This window comes from Enterobacter sp. 241F3, from assembly GCF_034106785.1.
Lineage (GTDB): Bacteria > Pseudomonadota > Gammaproteobacteria > Enterobacterales > Enterobacteriaceae > Enterobacter > Enterobacter vonholyi.
Genome location: NZ_JAWNDD010000005.1, coordinates 245,216 through 264,180, shown reverse-complemented (window position 1 = coordinate 264,180; position 18,965 = coordinate 245,216). Strand labels below are relative to the sequence as shown.

The window sequence follows — 18,965 nt, the reverse complement described above, 5'->3', positions numbered from 1 at the left end:
ATTATCCCTGCGGCTGATTGCTGATCAGCCGCGACATTGTTTCCAGCGAATCCGTTCTTAAGATGTACAGGCGTTTCAGTAAGAACGGATTATCCCCCGGCTTCACCTTCCCTTTCACCGTCGTCACTGCCAGATGGAAACCGGCATCATTTGCCGCCTTTATCGCTTTATTGTCGTAGCCGCCAAACGGATAGGAAAGATAGAGCACGCGCGGGTTAAACTGCGCCAGCGCGCGACGCGAGCGTTCAAAATCAAACAAAATCACGTGATAGCTGCGGCTCAGTAAAATCGGGTGCTTATACCCATCCACGCGGTGCAGGAAGTGGGTATGTGACTGAATATCAAACACATCCTGAATGCCCTTTATCTCCTGCACGCTCATAAACTGCAGCGATTTGGGGTCCCATTTCTGCGGGTGGCCTTTAATGCGGGAAGAGATAATAAATGCGGTAGCCTTGAAGCCGTATTCTTTCAGCACAGGATAGGCATAGCGGCTGACAGATTTCAGGCCGTCGTCAAAAGTTATTACCACCGATTTTGCAGGCAGGTTCATTTTGTTACGCACGTACCCTTCCAGCTGGTACATCGTCAGGGTGGTATAGCCCTGATCGCGTAACCAGGCCATCTGGTTGTTAAACGCACGTACGCTGGTGGTCGTGGACGTATGTCGAAAGCGCGTGTTTTCTTCATCACGCAAAATATGATGGTAGGTCAGAACCGGAAGTCCATTATCTTCCTGCGCATCCAGGCTGCTGATCCACGCCAGACGATTGCCGATGCGGATCTGAAACCAGGTCTGATTCAGGCGGTCTTTCAGTTTGTTTAATATGGGATAGCGAAGATTGGCGCTTAATGTGCCGAACGGCACGCTACCGCTCGACGGCGCGTTATAGACCGGCGTGTCTTTCCAGGTAATGAGATTCTGATTGCTCAGGGGTTTATTGAGATCGCCGAGGCTGTCCTCAACGCGCTGTTTCCCCTGAACCGGCTCCAGGTGCCCTTTATCGATAAAACCCGTGCCAAAACCGAAGCGAAATTCATAGTAGTCCGCCGCCGCGGGCACGACGGCCAGGATCTGCCCGGCGCGCACGTTACCGACGTTGATCACGCTGTTTCCCACCTGCGCCCAGATCGCCGCGTCTTCGGTGGTTTGCATGTACTGGGCAGGCAGCGTTTGCTGGCTGAGTAAACTGGCTGAGCTGACGCCGGAAATGAGCATCAATAGCAGGAAAAGAATGCGCGGTAGCATGGTGTCTTAATCGGTGCGGAAAACTGCCGCTATTGTAACAAATGAGACATCAATACCAACGTTTAATTCTTATACAAATCGTGGAGCAGGACGAAAGGAGGATTTTTTTGCTGCTGATGCCACAAGCTGCTGACGCCCGGAACGCCCTGCGCCACGATGGCCTGGCGAAACTCAGCGCTGCTTAAGGATCCACGCTGCGGATACATTAACGCCAGCAGGGAGAGGTTAATACCCGAGATCACTTCACAGCACGCGTGCTTATGGCTGAGCAAAGCGGCTGCGCGGTAAGGCGCCGCGCCCGATTTATCGGTAAGGAAAATCACACCATCACCGGTGTCGGTTTCATGCAGGGCATCGCACATCATGCGGCTAAGCATGTTGGTGCTCAACCCGCGCCAGTAGTTTACCGCCCGGCATTGCACCAGCGGGCCAAATCTGGCTTCAAGCTTATCCAGCATTTCCTGCGCCTGTTCATCGTGGCAGGTGATAACCCATCCCAGCATAACTCTCTCCTTAGCAGGAAAGTAGTTTAGCGAAGTGAAGGTTAGCTTTCGGTGATAACTGTCAAAGAAAGTGCCCGGCAAACAGAACGTCGCCGGGCAAAAGATTAGCTGCGCAGACCGCGTCCACGCTGGATCAGATACCAGCAGAGCAGGTAGAAGGCGATGATGAACACCACCAGCACCGCAACCGTGGTAAACAGCGGCACATCGGTAATACCGAGGAAGCCAAAACGAAAACCGCTGATCATGTAGACAATAGGGTTCAGGTGCGACAGCGCCTGCCAGAACGGTGGCAACAGCGTCAGGGAGTAGAACACCCCGCCGAGATAGGTCAGCGGCGTCAGCACGAAGGTCGGAATCAGGCTGATATCGTCAAACGTCTTAGCGAACACAGCGTTCAGTAATCCGGCCAGCGAGAAGAGGATTGCCGTCAGGAGCAGCGTCAGCGCGACGAACAGCCACGAGTGGACCTGGAACGGCACGAAGAACAGCGAAATCGCCGTGACCAGGATCCCCACGCACAGCCCGCGCGCTACGCCGCCGCCAACATAGCCCGCGATAATGACGTGCGTCGGCACAGGCGCAACCAGCAGCTCTTCAATATTGCGCTGGAACTTAGCGCTGAAGAATGACGACGCTACATTGGCGTAGGCGTTAGTAATCACCGCCATCATAATCAGTCCCGGCACGATAAACTGCATATAGGTAAAGCCGTGCATTTCACCAATCCGGGAACCAATCAGGTTACCGAAGATGATGAAATAGAGCGTCATCGTGATGACCGGTGGCACCAGGGTTTGCACCCAGATACGCATAAAGCGGTTAATCTCTTTCGCCCAGATACTTTTCAGCGCGACCCAGTATAGATGCGTCATGCCTTGTCTCCTTGTTTGTCCTGTACCAGAGAGACAAACAGCTCTTCCAGTCGGTTCGCTTTGTTACGCATACTTAAGACCTGAATCCCCTGCGCGCTCAGCTGCGAGAACACGCTGTTAATCCCCTGCTCGCGCAACACTTCCACCTCCAGCGTCGAGGTATCGACGAGGCGATACTGATACCCTTCAAGCTTCGGCAGCGGGCTTTTAGCCGCCAGATCGAGGATGAAGGTTTCTGATTTCAGCTTGGAGAGCAGATTCTTCATCGAGGTGTTCTCCACCAGCTCACCGTGCTGGATGATGCCGATGTTGCGGCAGAGCATTTCCGCCTCTTCAAGGTAGTGGGTGGTCAGAATAATGGTGGTGCCTTTGTCGTTGAGATCCTTCAGGAAGCCCCACATGGAGCGTCGCAGCTCGATGTCTACGCCCGCCGTTGGCTCATCAAGAATCAGCAGTTTTGGCTCGTGCATCAGCGCGCGGGCAATCATCAGGCGGCGCTTCATCCCGCCGGATAACATCCGTGCGCGTTCGTTACGCTTTTCCCACAGGTCGAGCTGCTTGAGGTATTTTTCGCTCCGTTCGAGGGCCTCTTTACGCTCGACGCCGTAATAGCCCGCCTGGTTAACGACGATCTGCTGCACCGTCTCAAACGGATTGAAGTTGAACTCCTGCGGCACCAGACCCAGCTGACGCTTGGCGTTCACCACATCTTTTTGCAGGTCATAACCAAAGACGCTCACCCGTCCGGACGTTTTATTGACCAGCGAGCTGATAATCCCAATGGTGGTCGATTTCCCCGCGCCGTTCGGCCCCAGAAGCGCGTAAAAATCACCGGCCTCTACTTTTAGATCTATTCCGCGCAGCGCCTGGACGCCGCCCGGATAGGTTTTTTTAAGCTGCTCAAGCTCCAGTGCAATTGCCATGAAATTAACTTACCTTCAGTTCTGACACACGTTGTGTGGTTTCATTAAAAGTCGGGTTACCCTATAGTAGCGCAACGCAATTACTCGGTTACAGGTCGCTAACCTCCATGAACAACATAGATACACTCATCAGCAACAATGCACTATGGTCAAAAATGCTGGTGGAGGAAGACCCCGGATTTTTTGGAAAACTCGCGCAGGCGCAAAACCCACGCTTTCTCTGGATTGGATGCTCCGACAGCCGCGTACCGGCGGAGCGCCTGACCGGCCTTGAGCCCGGCGAACTGTTCGTTCACCGCAACGTTGCCAATCTGGTGATTCACACCGATCTCAACTGTCTTTCTGTTGTTCAGTATGCCGTTGACGTTCTGCAAGTCGAGCACATCATCATTTGCGGCCATTACGGCTGCGGCGGCGTGCAGGCGGCGGTTGAAAACACGGAGCTGGGGCTCATTGATAACTGGCTACTGCACATCCGCGATATCTGGTTCAAACATAGCTCACTGCTGGGTGAAATGCCGCAGGAGCGTCGCATGGATACCCTTTGCGAACTCAACGTGATGGAGCAGGTGTATAACCTGGGCCACTCAACGATCATGCAATCAGCCTGGAAACGCGGGCAGAAGGTCTCTATCCACGGCTGGGCGTACGGAATTCACGATGGTCTGCTGCGCAATCTGGAAGTGACCGCCACCAACCGCGAAACGCTGGAGCAGCGTTACCGTTCGGGGATTGCCAACCTTCAGCTTAAGCATGTGAATCATAAATAAAGCCGGGGATGTTCTCCCTCTCCCTGCGGGAGAGGGCCGGGGTGAGGGCATCAGCCCGCAATTACTCGTCCAGCAATACCACTTTCCCAACATACGGCAGATGGCGATAACGCTGCGCGTAGTCAATGCCGTAACCGACGACGAATTCGTCAGGAATTGAGAAACCCACGAACTCTACCGGCACCTGTACTTCACGGCGGTCAGGCTTATCCAGCAGGGTGCAAATCGCCAGCGATTTTGGCTCACGCAGGCTCAGGATCTCGCGCACTTTTGACAGCGTATTGCCGGAGTCGATAATGTCCTCAACGATCAACACATCTTTGCCACGAATATCTTCATCCAGGTCTTTCAGGATTTTCACATCACGGGTGGTGGACATGCCGCTGCCGTAGCTGGAGGCGGTCATAAAATCGACTTCGTGGGGCACATGCACTTCACGGCACAGGTCTGCCATGAACATGAAAGAGCCACGCAACAGACCGACCAGCACCATTTCGCTGCCGCTGTCCTTGTAATGTTCGGTGATTTGACGACCCAGTTCGGCGATACGCGCTTTGATCTCGGCTTCCGGGATCATCACTTCAACAGTATGTTTCATATTACTAACCAAATGATTTTAATGAAAATCTCTCAATACGGATGAGTTAATATCCAGCACTGATACGCAAGCCCCTCATTATATCAGCAAATGGATAAGCCTGGCGTATGAGTTATAAAAAGCAAATATTGTGATTCCGATCACACTTGTTAATACCTATAATTAGTTGCTAGCAAATTATTAACAAAAACTGACGAGTACACTTTCTATGGCTGAAACAAACTCTAAACAGCCGCGTCTACTGGTGACATTAACAGCGCTATTCGCCGCCTTCTGCGGCCTGTACCTGTTAATCGGTGGCGTCTGGCTGGTCGCGATCGGCGGCTCCTGGTACTACCCGATTGCGGGCCTGGTTATGCTTGGCGTAACCGTCCTGCTCTGGCGTAGAAAACAATCTGCACTGTGGCTGTATGCCGCACTCCTTCTTGCCACCATGATCTGGGGCGTCTGGGAAGTCGGCTTTGACTTCTGGGCGCTGACGCCGCGCAGTGACATCCTGGTCTTCTTCGGTATCTGGCTGATCCTGCCGTTCGTCTGGCGTCGCCTGATCGTGCCGTCCAGCGGTGCCGTTGCGGCGCTGGTGGTAGCGCTGCTGATCAGCGGGGGTATCCTGACCTGGGCCGGCTTTAACGACCCGCAGGAGATCAACGGTACGCTGAATGCAGAATCGACGCCTGCGGCAGCGATCTCACAGGTCGCTGACGGCGACTGGCCTGCCTATGGTCGTAACCAGGAAGGCCAGCGTTACTCTCCGCTGAAGCAGATCAACGCGGACAACGTTAAGAACCTGAAAGAAGCCTGGGTATTCCGTACCGGCGACCTTAAGATGCCGAACGATCCGGGTGAACTGACCAACGAAGTGACGCCAATTAAAGTCGGCGATATGCTTTATCTGTGTACGGCGCACCAGCGTCTGTTCGCGCTCGACGCGGCCACCGGTAAAGAGAAATGGCACTTCGATCCGCAGCTGAACTCCAACCCGTCCTTCCAGCACGTGACCTGCCGTGGCGTCTCTTATCACGAAGCGCGCGCCGATAACGCGAGCCCGGAAGTCATTGCCGACTGTCCTCGCCGCATCATGCTGCCGGTCAACGATGGTCGCCTGTTCGCCATCAATGCCGAAACGGGCAAGCTGTGTGAAACCTTTGCCAACAAAGGTATCCTGAATCTGCAGACCAATATGCCGGACACCACGCCGGGTCTGTACGAGCCAACCTCGCCGCCAATCATCACCGATAAAACCATCGTGATTGCCGGTTCGGTAACGGATAACTTCTCCACGCGTGAAACCTCCGGCGTTATCCGTGGTTTCGACGTGAATACCGGTAAACTGCTGTGGGCCTTCGACCCGGGCGCGAAAGATCCGAATGCGATCCCGTCGGACGAGCACACCTTTACCTTTAACTCGCCAAACTCCTGGGCACCTGCAGCGTATGACGCGAAGCTGGATCTGGTCTACCTGCCGATGGGCGTTACTACGCCAGATATCTGGGGCGGTAACCGCACGCCGGAGCAGGAACGTTATGCCAGCGCTATCGTGGCATTGAACGCGACCACCGGTAAGCTGGCCTGGAGCTATCAGACCGTTCACCACGATCTGTGGGATATGGATATGCCGTCCCAGCCGACGCTGGCGGACATTACCGTTAACGGCAAAACCGTACCGGTGATTTACGCTCCGGCGAAAACCGGCAACATCTTCGTACTGGATCGCAGCAACGGCAAGCTGGTTGTGCCGGCACCGGAAAAACCGGTTCCGCAGGGTGCGGCGAAAGGCGATTACGTCAGCAAAACCCAGCCGTTCTCCGATCTGAGCTTCCGTCCGAAGAAAGACCTCAGCGGGGCAGACATGTGGGGCGCCACGATGTTTGACCAGCTGGTGTGCCGCGTGATGTTCCATCAGCTGCGCTATGAAGGCATCTTCACGCCGCCTTCTGAGCAGGGCACGCTGGTCTTCCCGGGTAACCTGGGGATGTTCGAGTGGGGCGGGATCTCCGTTGACCCTAACCGTCAGGTCGCTATTGCTAACCCAATGGCGCTACCGTTCGTTTCCCGTCTGATCCCACGCGGTCCGGGCAACCCAATGGAGCAGCCGAAAGACGCGAAAGGCAGCGGTACCGAAGCCGGTATTCAGCCGCAGTATGGCGTACCGTTCGGCGTAACGCTGAACCCGTTCCTGTCTCCGTTTGGTCTGCCGTGTAAACAGCCTGCCTGGGGTTACATCTCCGGTCTGGATCTGAAAACTAACCAGATCGTGTGGAAAAAACGTATTGGTACACCACAGGACAGCATGCCGTTCCCGATGCCGGTTCCGGTGCCGTTCAATATGGGTATGCCAATGCTGGGTGGCCCAATTTCCACCGCCGGTAACGTGCTGTTCATCGCGGCAACCGCAGATAACTACCTGCGCGCGTACAACATGACCAACGGTGAGAAACTGTGGCAAGGCCGTCTGCCAGCGGGTGGACAAGCCACGCCGATGACCTATGAAGTGAATGGCAAGCAGTACGTTGTCATCTCTGCGGGCGGTCACGGTTCGTTTGGCACGAAGATGGGCGACTATATTGTCGCGTATGCGCTGCCTGACGAAAACAAGTAACTGAAAAGCCCGGTGGCGCTTACGCGCTTACCGGGCCTATGGATACGCTATGTAGGCCGGGTAAGGCGAAGCCGCCACCCGGCTTTTTTACACGGTAAAGCCCAGCATCATCCCCGTATCTTCATGTTCCAGCAGATGGCAGTGCGCCATGTAGGCAAACTCCTTCGGCGCGTCGTGGTCAAACTTCACCAACACCTCGCTGACGCCGCCCTCCACCTTCACCGTATCCTTCCAGCCCGCGCGATGCGCGTCCGGCGCTTTACCGTTCTCAGAGAGAATGCGGAACTGGGTGCCGTGGATATGGAACGGATGCAGCATCATGTCCCCTTCGCCTGAAATCACCCAGCGCTCAAACTGGCCCTTTGTCGCAGCAAACATCGGCGTATTCATGTCGAACGCCTTGCCGTTGATCATATTGGCGTTGTGGAAATCAAAGCCATGGTCGCCGTGATTCATGTTCCCCATGCCGCCCATTTTTCCATGGTCCATATTCATATGGCCCATCATCTGCCCGTGATGCATTCCCGCCATCGCCTTATCGCCATATTTCGCCATCAGCGCCTGCATGCCCATCATATCGAGCATCGGGTTCATAGAAAGCTGCAGCTTGCGTTGCGTAAGCCCATCAAGCGACGGAAGTGCTGGCATAGTGGTTAACGTATCAGGGAGCGTGCCGGAAGCGGTCACCAGTAAAGGCTGGATACGCAGCACCGGATGCGGCTTGTCAAACGGCGCGACCGCCATCCCCATCTGGCTAACCGGCAGCGTCACGAGGTCAAACGCCTTGCCGTCGCTGATGTCCACCAGCACCTCAAAGCGTTCGCCCATCAGCATCGGCAGCTCACTCACTTTCACCGGCTCCGGTAGCAGGCCGCCGTCACTGGCGACCACGTACAGCGGACGCTTATCGCTGGTGGCGAAGTTGAGGGAACGCGCGTTACAGCCGTTAAGCAGACGCAGGCGCAGCCAGCCCTTCGGTGCGGCGTGCTGAGGATAAATGGCGCCGTTGGTCAGCAGCGTGTCGCCAAACCAGCCTACCGCCGCGCTCATCACATCCAGCTGGTAGTCAATTTGCCCGTCAGCGGTGAATTTCTTGTCCTGCACAATCACCGGCACATCGTCGATGCCCCACTGCTTCGGCAGGCGCAGCAGGCGGCTTTCGTCGTCTTCAATCAGCACCAGCCCCGCCAGCCCCATCGCCACCTGATGGCCCGTCTTACCATGCTGATGCGGATGGAACCAGCAGGTCGCCGCGCGCTGGTCGGGGGTAAAAGTGACGCTGCGCGAGCCGCCCGCTTTGATGATGCCCTGCGGCCCGCCGTCTACCTCTCCCGGCACTTCCAGCCCGTGCCAGTGCAGCGTCGTCTCTTCGGCGAGCGTGTTGTGGATATCCACCGTCACCGCTTTCCCTTTACGCAGCTGAAGCGCCGGACCGAGCAAATTGCCGTTATAGCCCCACGTCGTGGCGTTGTGCGCACCGAATGTTGTTTTGCCTGCCTGAACCACAAGCTGGATACGGCTGCGGGCGTCAGCGGTCACCAGGTCAGGGATGGGTAAGGCAGGCCTGTCAGCCGCGAAAACCGCGCGGCTCCAGAGGGGTAATGCGCTGGCAGCCCCCAGCACAGCGGAATATTTTAAAAAATCACGACGTTGCATGTTCATTTCCTTATTTCCAGCAGGCGATCTTTTGAGCATAAACCCTCCCCTTACCGGAAGGTCAAGTAAAGCGGCAATAATAAAGATCGTCGCACTGGCATCAAGTATGCTAACGTTAATTTTCCGTGAAGAAGTGGTAGAAGCAATGAAGACGTTTTTCAGGACAATTTTGTTCGGTAGCCTGATGGCAATGTGTGCGAACAGCTATGCGCTAAGTGAAAATGAAGCGGAAGATATGGCCGATTTAACGGCGGTTTTTGTATTCCTGAAAAATGATTGTGGCTACCAGAATTTACCCAACGGGCAGATTCGCCGCGCGCTGGTCTTTTTTGCCCAGCAGAACCAGTGGGATCTCAGCAACTACGACAGCTTCGACATGAAGGCGCTCGGCGAAGACAGCTACCGTGACCTAAGCGGTATTGGCATTCCCACTGCTAAAAAATGCAAAGCGCTGGCTCGCGACTCACTCAGCCTGCTCGCCTACGTTAAATAACCTTCCCGACGCCTCCTGTTGAACCTCTGGCCGTGCAACCACGGTTAGAGTTAGCTATCATGTTTCGCTCATTTTTTGCGAGCGTAACGGATGTTTACACAGGAGGAGTTCGCTATGGCCGACCACACGTTGTGGCATGAAACATTGCATGACCAGTTTGGTCAGTACTTTGCCGTTGATAACGTGCTCTATCATGAGAAAACCGATCACCAGGATCTGATCATCTTCGAGAATGCTGCCTTTGGCCGCGTGATGGCGCTGGACGGCGTTGTGCAAACCACCGAGCGCGACGAGTTTATTTATCATGAAATGATGACCCACGTCCCGCTCCTGGCGCACGGTCACGCGAAGCATGTTCTGATTATTGGCGGCGGCGACGGCGCAATGCTGCGTGAAGTGTCCCGCCATCGTTCCATTGAAACCATCACCATGGTGGAAATCGATGCGGGCGTCGTCTCTTTCTGCCGCCAGTACTTGCCCAACCACAATGCCGGCAGCTATGACGATCCCCGCTTTAGCCTGGTGATTGACGACGGCGTTAACTTTGTTAACCAGACCTCGCAGACCTTTGACGTGATTATCTCCGACTGCACCGACCCTATTGGCCCAGGCGCGTCGTTGTTCACTTCCTCGTTCTACGAAGGCTGCAAGCGCTGCCTGAACCCGGGCGGGATCTTCGTCGCACAAAACGGCGTCTGCTTCCTGCAGCAGGATGAAGCGCTGGACAGCCATCGTAAACTCAGGACCTATTTCGAGGATGTCAGCTTCTATCAGGCGGCCATTCCGACGTACTACGGTGGGATCATGACCTTTGCCTGGGCGACGGATAACGACGTATTACGCCATCTCTCCACCGAAATTATTCAGGCCCGCTTCCATCAGGCAGGTCTTCAGTGCCGATACTACAATCCGGCTATTCATACCGCAGCGTTTGCTCTGCCGCAGTACCTGCAAGACGCATTATCCACTAAGGGGGTGAGCTAATTGAAAAAGCTTAAACTGCATGGCTTTAACAATCTGACCAAAAGCCTGAGTTTTTGTATTTACGATATCTGCTATGCCAAAACAGCGGAAGAACGCGATGGTTACATCGCCTATATCGACGAACTCTACAACGCCAACCGTCTGACCGAGATCCTGTCAGAAACCTGTTCCATTATCGGCGCAAATATCCTGAATATCGCCCGACAGGATTATGAACCCCAGGGCGCGAGCGTGACCATTCTGGTCAGCGAAGAGCCGGTTGACCCGAAGCTTATCGACAAAACGGAACATCCGGGCCCGCTGCCGGAAGTGGTTGTTGCCCACCTGGATAAAAGCCATATCTGCGTCCATACCTACCCGGAGAGTCACCCGGAAGGTGGGCTGTGTACGTTCCGCGCCGATATTGAAGTGTCGACCTGCGGCGTGATTTCCCCGCTGAACGCGCTGAACTATCTCATCCATCAGCTGGAATCAGATATCGTCACGATTGATTACCGCGTGCGCGGTTTTACTCGTGACGTCAACGGCATGAAGCACTTCATCGACCACGAGATCAACTCCATACAGAACTTTATGTCCGAGGACATGAAATCGCTGTACGACATGATGGACGTGAACGTGTATCAGGAGAACATCTTCCATACCAAGATGTTACTTAAGGAGTTCGACCTTAAGCACTATATGTTCCACACGAAGCCGGAAGATTTGAGCGAAGAAGAGCGTAAGGCTATTACTGACCTGCTCTGGAAAGAGATGCGCGAGATTTACTACGGCCGTAATATTCCGGCCGTGTAAGAACAAGCCGGAGCAGGGATGCTCCGGGCTGTTATTTCTGTTTCATGAAATCACGGTATGCGTTCACCACCTGAAGGAAGTCTTCTACGCCACACATCGACAGGCTCTCTTCGTCATAGTAGCTCATTCCCTCTTCCATCTCGTCACCTGAAAACTCGAGCTGGTTGGCACGCACCATGACCTCTTCACCATCCATCCACAGCGTATATTCATGCCCGGCGCGCTGCCAGGATCGTTCACTGCCTTTTACCGTATTTGCCGCCTGTTCAACCTCATCAAGAAGTGCGAGGTTTTCTTTCACCTCTTCGTTAAACCAGTGTCCAACGGCTTCGTGGCCCATCGACATACGCACTTTCACCACTCCGGTGATGTCGCGCAGAAATTCGTAATCCATAGTGTTTTCCTCTGCAAAGCCATTAAGGTAATTATCGCAGCAGCGAGGAAGAAAAAAAGCGTGAGAGGTGGGAGGAATGAAAATAAAAAGGTGAGAGCAAGACCCTGCGGCCTGATGCCCTCACCCCGTCCCTCTCCCACAGGAGAGGGTGCAAACACTAAAAACCGTCTCGTGGAGACGGTTTTGCTGTTTATACTGCCGTCTGGAAGATAACCCCGTCAGCCTTCTCGGTGTACTGAGAGAGCTGATCAAAGTTCAGATAGCGGTAGGTATCAACCGCAGTCTTATCCACCTGAGCCACGAAGGTCTGGTACTCTTCCGGCGTTGGCAGTTTGCCAATCAGCGCCGCAACCGCCGCCAGCTCAGCAGAAGCCAGGAAGACGTTCGCACCGGTACCTAAACGGTTCGGGAAGTTACGGGTCGAGGTGGAGACCACCGTCGCGCCGTCGGCTACGCGCGCCTGGTTACCCATACACAGGGAACAGCCAGGAATTTCGATACGCGCACCGCTCTTACCAAACACGCTGTAGTATCCCTCTTCGGTCAGCTGAGCCGCGTCCATACGGGTCGGCGGAGCCACCCACAGACGGGTTGGCAGCTGTCCTTTGTGGGTATCCAGCAGCTTACCGGCTGCGCGGAAGTGACCGATGTTGGTCATGCAGGATCCGATGAACACTTCGTCGATCTTCTCGCCCTGAACTTCAGACAGCGGACGCGCGTCGTCCGGATCGTTCGGTGCACACAGGATTGGCTCTTTGATATCCGCCAGATCGATGTCGATCACCGCCGCGTACTCTGCGTCGGCATCGGCTTCCAGCAGCTGCGGATCGGCCAGCCATTTCTCCATGCCCTGGATACGACGCTCCAGCGTACGACGATCGCCGTAGCCTTCTGCAATCATCCACTTCAGCAGCACGATGTTAGAGTTCAGATACTCAATAATCGGCTCTTTATTGAGCTTGATGGTACAGCCCGCAGCTGAACGCTCGGCGGAGGCATCGGTCAGCTCGAACGCCTGCTCAACCTTCAGATCCGGCAGACCTTCAATTTCCAGGATACGGCCAGAGAAGATGTTTTTCTTCCCTTTCTTCTCAACGGTCAGCAGACCCTGTTTAATCGCATACAGCGGGATCGCGTGAACCAAGTCGCGCAGGGTGATACCCGGCTGCATTTTACCTTTGAAGCGCACCAGCACCGATTCCGGCATATCCAGCGGCATTACGCCGGTCGCCGCAGCAAACGCCACCAGACCGGAACCCGCCGGGAAGGAGATACCGATTGGGAAACGGGTATGGGAGTCACCGCCGGTACCCACGGTATCCGGCAGCAGCATACGGTTCAGCCAGGAGTGGATTACGCCGTCACCCGGACGCAGGGAAACACCGCCGCGGTTCATGATGAAGTCTGGCAGCGTGTGGTGCGTGGTCACGTCAACCGGCTTCGGATACGCCGCAGTGTGGCAGAAGGACTGCATCACCAGATCGGAAGAGAAGCCCAGGCACGCCAGGTCCTTCAGTTCGTCGCGAGTCATTGGGCCAGTGGTGTCCTGAGAACCTACTGAGGTCATCTTCGGCTCGCAGTATGCGCCAGGACGAACGCCGGCGACGCCGCAGGCGCGACCGACCATTTTCTGTGCCAGAGAGTAACCGCGATTGCTCTCCGCTACGTCTTTCGCGTGACGGAATACATCACTGTGCGGCAGACCCAGCGCTTCACGCGCTTTGGTGGTCAGGCCACGGCCGATGATCAGCGGAATACGACCACCGGCACGCACTTCATCGATCAGCACGTCGGTTTTCAGCTCAAAGCTTGCCAGCAGTTCGTTGGTTTCGTGGTTACGCACTTCACCTTTGTAAGGGTAAACGTCAATCACGTCGCCCATGTTCAGGTTAGAGACGTCCACTTCGATCGGCAGTGCGCCCGCATCTTCCATGGTGTTGAAGAAGATTGGTGCAATTTTGCCGCCGAGGCACAGACCGCCGCCGCGCTTGTTTGGCACGTGCGGAATATCGTCGCCCATGAACCACAGCACGGAGTTGGTCGCGGACTTACGGGAAGAACCGGTACCCACAACGTCACCCACGTAGGCCAGCGGGAACCCTTTTTTCTGCAGGGCTTCGATCTGTTTGATCGGGCCAACGCTGCCAGGCTGATCCGGCTCAATGCCTTCACGGGCGTTTTTCAGCATCGCCAGGGCGTGCAGAGGGATATCCGGGCGAGACCACGCGTCCGGTGCCGGAGAGAGGTCATCGGTGTTGGTTTCACCGGTCACTTTGAAGACGGTAACGGTGATTTTTTCAGCCAGCGCTGGACGGTTCAGGAACCATTCGGCATCAGCCCAGGACTGCATCACCTGTTTCGCATAGACGTTGCCAGCTTTGGCTTTTTCTTCCACATCGTAGAAGTTATCGAACATCAGCAGCGTAGACGAGAGCGCTTTAGCGGCAATCGGTGCCAGCTTGTCGTTATCCAGCGCGTCAATCAGCGGATGAATGTTGTAACCACCCTGCATGGTGCCGAGCAGTTCAATGGCTTTTTCAGGAGTAACCAGTGGGGAGGTGGCTTCGCCTTTGGCGATAGCAGCAAGGAATCCGGCTTTTACGTAGGCAGCTTCATCTACGCCAGGCGGTACGCGGTTGATCAACAGATCTAACAGGAATTCTTCTTCGCCCTTAGGCGGGTTCTTCAGCAGCTCGACGAGCGCGGCCATTTGGGTTGCATCTAAAGGTTTGGGTACAATTCCCTCGGCGGCACGTTCTGCTACGTGCTTACGGTATTCTTCTAGCACGACGGTTCTCCTCGCTCTCATTGTCATATGCGGCGGGCGTTCTCTTCACGCTCCTGTGAGACAGCAGTTTGTAGGGTAAATGCCCGATACCGCGTCGGGCAGCATAGCAGGATTTCTGCACAGTGTTAATCCGTTTACAAAAAAGCAACATTAAAAAATTTGCTGAATCGTTAAGCATGGTGTAGCGGGGATTTAGGCCATGATTTGCGGTTTCTTCTGCACCGTGACGCTTCAGTTTTTCCTTCATCAGATATAATTGTGTAATAAATACTCACACTCTTTATCCGGACGTACCGGACGCTTCCCAATAAAAGTCAAAACGGTAAAAGGCGGGTGAATAATACTCACGCCAACCGTAACGCCTCACGGCACAGCGCTTGTCTCGTTGGAGTCATTTTATGAAGTTGCCCTTTAAGCCACATCTGCTCGTCCTTCTGTGCAGTGCCGGGCTGCTTGCCGCCTCGGGCGTCATGTTTGTCAAAGGTCGCGCAACGGAACCCGTTGCGACAGCCCCCGTCGCCCAACAGCCGGCTGCACCGGCGGTGCCTGCCGCAGCGCAGCCCGCCCCTGCTGTCGCGCCAGCCTACACAGCCGCACAAATCGATCAGTGGGTTGCCCCCATTGCGCTCTACCCTGACGCCCTGCTTTCACAAATTCTGATGGCCTCGACCTATCCGGCCAACGTGATTCAGGCGGCGCAGTGGTCCAAAGACAACCCTAAAATGGAAGGAGACGCCGCGATTCAGGCCGTTGCCAGCCAGCCTTGGGATCCGAGCGTGAAATCGCTGGTCGCGTTTCCTCAGCTTATGTCCCTGATGGGTGAAAACCCGCCGTGGGTACAAAATCTGGGCGATGCGTTTCTCGCGCAGCCGAAAGACGTAATGGATTCCGTTCAGCGCCTGCGCGCGCTGGCACAAAAGACCGGCGCGTTACAATCCACGCCTCAGCAGACGGTTACCACCGTGACTAAACCGGCACCAGCGAAAACCAGCGCCACCGAGGCAACAACAACAACCACGTCTGCGCCCGCCCCTACGGTTATCAAAATTGAATCTGCCGATCCGCAGGTCGTTTACGTCCCCACCTATAACCCCAACACGGTTTACGGTACCTGGCCAAATACCGCCTATCCGCCCACCTATCTCCCGCCCACGCCCGGAGAGCAGTTTGGCAACAGCTTCGTTAACGGCTTAGGTTTCAGCCTGGGCGTTGCCACAACCTATGCCATTTTCAGCAATATCGACTGGGATGACGACGATGACTGGGACCACCATCATGACGGTGACTGGGATAATCACGGCGGCTATAACCGCAACGGTGATAACAACATCAATATCAACGTTGAGAACTTCAATAAAATCAGCGGACAGCGTCTGACGGACGCCAACCGTACCTGGCAGCACAACCCGGCCTATCGGGAAGGCGTGCCCTATCCGACTAACCAACTCAACAGTCGTTTCCACTCCACCAGCACGGCGACAGGGCTCAGTTCAACGCAGCAAAAACCGGTTAATCGCGATAGTCAGCGTCAGGCCGCACTGAGCCAGATGGAGAAATCCACGGGTAAAACCTTCCCCCAAACGGCGCGCACCGGCACGAAAGATGTTCAGCGTCAGGCCTCAAGTGAACAGCTGAAGCAGATTTCCCAGCGCAATAACTACCGTGGCTACGACACCAAACCGCCGACGACGAAGCGCGCCACCACGCAGCAGCGAGAAAATCGCCAGACCACCGCTCAGAGGCAAGAGAAACGGGTTTCGCAGCCCGCGCAGCAACGCACTCTGCAGCAGCGAAACAGCCAGCCCCGGGCCAATGCGCTGAGCGGCAACGACAGCCGCTCCGCGAGCTGGCAGGCGCAGCAGCAGCGCGGTGCGCAAAGCAGACAGTTCGCTGCGCGCCAGCAGCAGCAGCGTCAGGCGTCTGGTGGACGCGCTGAACGCCGTGAAATTCGACATCGCTAAGGGAACCGACATGAAAAGTAAACTACTCAGCGGAATGGTGTTGTTCATGCTTTCGGCCCCGGTAATGGCGCAGCAGTCCTTCAGCACGCCCGATCGGGCGACCGATGCGCTGGCCAACGCCATCAGTGAGCAAAATGAGAGCGCGATGAGCAATCTGCTTGGAGAGAACTGGCGCGATTTTCTGCCCCCTGAAGGCGTTGATCCTGATGCCGTCGATCGCTTCCTGCGCGACTGGAAAGTCCGTCATAAGACCGTTATCGAAGGGGATACGGCGCATCTGGTTGTCGGAGACAGCGGCTGGCAGCTTCCTATCCCGGTGATCAAAACCACTGCAGGCTGGCAGTTCGATATCAAAGAAGGGGCTGAAGAAATCCTGACCCGCGAAATTGGGCGTAACGAGCTCGCCGCCATTGAAGCCTTACATGCCTATGTTGATGCGCAGCAAAGCTACTTTGCGATGAACCAGAAATACGCGCAGAAGATTGTCAGCTCGAAGGGGAAAAAAGACGGTTTGTACTGGCCCGCCTCCCCCGGCGAAGCGCCCAGTCCGCTCGGACCGGCATTTAGCCCAAAAGAGCCAGGTACTGGCTATCACGGCTATCGCTTCCGCATCCTGCCGGATAATAACGGTTTCGCGATGGTGGCCTGGCCGGTCAGCTACGGCCAGACGGGCGTCATGAGCTTTTTGATAAACCAGGACGACAAGGTGTACCAGTCCGATCTCGGCAGCGATTCAGAGCAGAAAGCCCGTGCGCTAGCCGCCTATAGCCCTGATAAAACCTGGCAGCCTGTAGCACCCTGAACGCAGCGCATAAAAAAAGCGGCCATTGGCCGCTTTTTTCATCTGAAGAAACTTATTTCTTCTTCGCTTTCGCGTTTGGCAGGTCGGTGATGCTGCCTTCAAACACTTCTGCCGCCAGGCCCACGGACTCGTGCAGAGTCGGGTGAGCGTGGATGGTCAGCGCGATGTCTTCAGCGTCACAGCCCATTTCGATAGCCAGACCGATTTCACCCAGCAGCTCGCCGCCGTTGGTACCGACAATCGCACCACCGATCACACGGTGAGTCTCTTTGTCGAAGATCAGTTTGGTCATACCGTCTGCGCAATCGGATGCGATAGCACGGCCAGAAGCAGCCCACGGGAAGGTGGCGGTTTCGTAGCTGATGCCTTTCTCTTTCGCTTCTTTCTCAGTCAGACCAACCCATGCCACTTCTGGCTCGGTGTACGCGATAGATGGGATCACTTTCGGATCGAAGTAGTGCTTCATACCGGCGATAACTTCAGCGGCAACGTGACCTTCGTGAACACCTTTGTGCGCCAGCATTGGCTGACCGACGATATCGCCGATAGCAAAGATGTGCGGCACGTTGGTGCGCAGCTGCTTGTCAACGCGGATGAAGCCACGGTCGTCCACTTCCACGCCAGCTTTGCCCGCGTCGAGGTTTTTACCGTTCGGTACACGACCGATAGCCACCAGCACGGCGTCGTAACGCTGTGGTTCGGATGGGGCTTTTTTGCCTTCCATGGAAACGTAAATACCGTCTTCTTTTGCTTCAACGGCAGTCACTTTGGTTTCCAGCATCAGGTTGAATTTCTTGCTAATGCGTTTGGTGAAGACTTTAACGATGTCTTTATCAGCAGCCGGGATAACCTGGTCGAACATTTCAACCACGTCGATCTCTGAACCCAGCGCATGGTACACGGTACCCATTTCCAGACCGATGATACCGCCGCCCATAACCAGCAGACGCTTAGGAACGGTTTTCAGCTCCAGCGCATCGGTGGAATCCCACACGCGTGGATCTTCATGCGGAATGAATGGCAGTTCGATTGGGCGAGAGCCTGCCGCGATGATCGCGTTGTCGAAGTTGATCACGGTTTTGCCGTTTTCGCCTTCCACTTCCAGGGTGTTCGCACCGGTGAATTTACCCAGACCGTTTACCACTTTCACTTTACGGCCTTTGGCCATACCCGCCAGACCGCCGGTCAGCTGAGTGATAACTTTCTCTTTCCAGGTACGAATTTTGTCGATATCGGTTTTCGGCTCGCCGAAGACGATACCGTGTTCAGCCAGCGCTTTGGCTTCTTCGATAACTTTCGCTACGTGCAGCAGCGCTTTAGAAGGGATACAGCCGACGTTCAGACAAACACCGCCGAGGGTGCTGTAACGTTCTACGATGACGGTTTCCAGACCTAAATCCGCGGCGCGGAATGCTGCGGAGTAACCTGCCGGGCCTGCCCCAAGTACTACGACCTGAGTTTTGATTTCTGTGCTCATCATGACCTCTTAATTTATACCCGTCGTCCACCGGGTCGTTCTATCCGCCCGCAGTTTACAAAATTGTTAACAATTTTGAAACAACAAACGGCTCACGA

The 18,965-nt window shown here is 55.2% G+C and carries 16 protein-coding genes; 7 read left to right on the top strand and 9 right to left on the bottom strand.

All coding sequences use genetic code 11. The annotated features are described in order from the left end of the window. Position 1 precedes the first annotated feature (1 nt). From UR504_RS15515 to UR504_RS15500, 4 genes are all read right to left on the bottom strand, one after another. The gene (locus UR504_RS15515) at positions 2-1,249 is read right to left on the bottom strand and encodes a polysaccharide deacetylase family protein (RefSeq protein WP_302235820.1); all 1,248 of its coding nucleotides are present in this window, start codon (positions 1,247-1,249) and stop codon (positions 2-4) included. 62 nt (positions 1,250-1,311) lie between these two features. Continuing rightward, positions 1,312-1,752: a PTS sugar transporter subunit IIA gene (locus tag UR504_RS15510; protein WP_023310429.1), complete on the bottom strand. Its 441-nt coding sequence runs from the start codon at positions 1,750-1,752 to the stop codon at positions 1,312-1,314. A 104-nt stretch (positions 1,753-1,856) separates the two neighbouring features. Then, positions 1,857-2,627, bottom strand: a complete 771-nt coding sequence (locus UR504_RS15505; protein ID WP_023334536.1) for an ABC transporter permease — start codon at positions 2,625-2,627, stop codon at positions 1,857-1,859. Continuing rightward, on the bottom strand, positions 2,624-3,550 hold the full coding sequence (locus tag UR504_RS15500) for an ABC transporter ATP-binding protein (protein WP_008501946.1): 927 nt from the start codon (positions 3,548-3,550) through the stop codon (positions 2,624-2,626). Before UR504_RS15500 ends, UR504_RS15505 begins: the two co-directional genes overlap by 4 nt. Positions 3,551-3,657: 107 nt before the next feature. Here UR504_RS15500 and can point away from each other — a divergent pair, with 107 nt between their 5' ends. Further along, on the top strand, positions 3,658-4,320 hold the full coding sequence (can, locus tag UR504_RS15495; protein ID WP_008501947.1) for a carbonate dehydratase: 663 nt from the start codon (positions 3,658-3,660) through the stop codon (positions 4,318-4,320). 61 nt (positions 4,321-4,381) lie between these two features. Here the strand turns inward: can and hpt are convergent, their stop codons facing one another. Further along, a complete protein-coding gene (gene hpt, locus UR504_RS15490; RefSeq protein WP_008501948.1) occupies positions 4,382-4,918 on the bottom strand; it encodes a hypoxanthine phosphoribosyltransferase in 537 nt (178 codons plus the stop codon). A 208-nt stretch (positions 4,919-5,126) separates the two neighbouring features. On the opposite strand from hpt, the gene UR504_RS15485 reads away from it, so the two are divergent. Further along, the gene (locus UR504_RS15485; protein WP_274242066.1) at positions 5,127-7,517 is read left to right on the top strand and encodes a glucose/quinate/shikimate family membrane-bound PQQ-dependent dehydrogenase; all 2,391 of its coding nucleotides are present in this window, start codon (positions 5,127-5,129) and stop codon (positions 7,515-7,517) included. Between the two features lie 87 nt (positions 7,518-7,604). Here the strand turns inward: UR504_RS15485 and cueO are convergent, their stop codons facing one another. After that, positions 7,605-9,173: a multicopper oxidase CueO gene (gene cueO / locus UR504_RS15480; protein WP_111964017.1), complete on the bottom strand. Its 1,569-nt coding sequence runs from the start codon at positions 9,171-9,173 to the stop codon at positions 7,605-7,607. Positions 9,174-9,318: 145 nt separating this feature from the next. Here cueO and UR504_RS15475 point away from each other — a divergent pair, with 145 nt between their 5' ends. From UR504_RS15475 to speD, 3 genes are all read left to right on the top strand, one after another. Next, positions 9,319-9,666, top strand: coding sequence for a YacC family pilotin-like protein (locus UR504_RS15475; protein WP_014882582.1), 348 nt, complete (start codon positions 9,319-9,321; stop codon positions 9,664-9,666). A gap of 114 nt (positions 9,667-9,780) precedes the next feature. After that, a complete protein-coding gene (gene speE, locus UR504_RS15470) occupies positions 9,781-10,650 on the top strand; it encodes a polyamine aminopropyltransferase (protein ID WP_111964018.1) in 870 nt (289 codons plus the stop codon). Next, a complete protein-coding gene (gene speD, locus UR504_RS15465) occupies positions 10,651-11,445 on the top strand; it encodes an adenosylmethionine decarboxylase (protein ID WP_008501953.1) in 795 nt (264 codons plus the stop codon). 31 nt (positions 11,446-11,476) lie between these two features. On the opposite strand, the gene yacL is transcribed toward speD, so the two are convergent. Together yacL and acnB are read right to left on the bottom strand one after the other, a co-directional pair. Next, a complete protein-coding gene (gene yacL, locus UR504_RS15460; protein WP_023310423.1) occupies positions 11,477-11,839 on the bottom strand; it encodes a protein YacL in 363 nt (120 codons plus the stop codon). Positions 11,840-12,029: 190 nt separating this feature from the next. Next, positions 12,030-14,627 (bottom strand): bifunctional aconitate hydratase 2/2-methylisocitrate dehydratase, encoded by a 2,598-nt coding sequence (acnB, locus tag UR504_RS15455; protein ID WP_032645211.1) that lies wholly within the window; start codon positions 14,625-14,627, stop codon positions 12,030-12,032. Between the two features lie 398 nt (positions 14,628-15,025). Here acnB and UR504_RS15450 point away from each other — a divergent pair, with 398 nt between their 5' ends. Both UR504_RS15450 and UR504_RS15445 read left to right on the top strand, forming a co-directional pair. Beyond that, entirely contained in the window at positions 15,026-16,588 is a 1,563-nt protein-coding gene (locus UR504_RS15450; RefSeq protein ID WP_302235814.1) for a DUF3300 domain-containing protein, read from the top strand. Between the two features lie 10 nt (positions 16,589-16,598). Continuing rightward, complete coding sequence (locus tag UR504_RS15445) at positions 16,599-17,390, top strand: DUF2950 family protein (protein ID WP_045401139.1); 792 nt, start codon at positions 16,599-16,601, stop codon at positions 17,388-17,390. A gap of 52 nt (positions 17,391-17,442) precedes the next feature. Here UR504_RS15445 and lpdA read toward each other — a convergent pair whose 3' ends face one another. After that, a complete protein-coding gene (gene lpdA / locus UR504_RS15440) occupies positions 17,443-18,867 on the bottom strand; it encodes a dihydrolipoyl dehydrogenase (RefSeq protein ID WP_003856313.1) in 1,425 nt (474 codons plus the stop codon). Between the last annotated feature and the right edge of the window lie 98 nt (positions 18,868-18,965).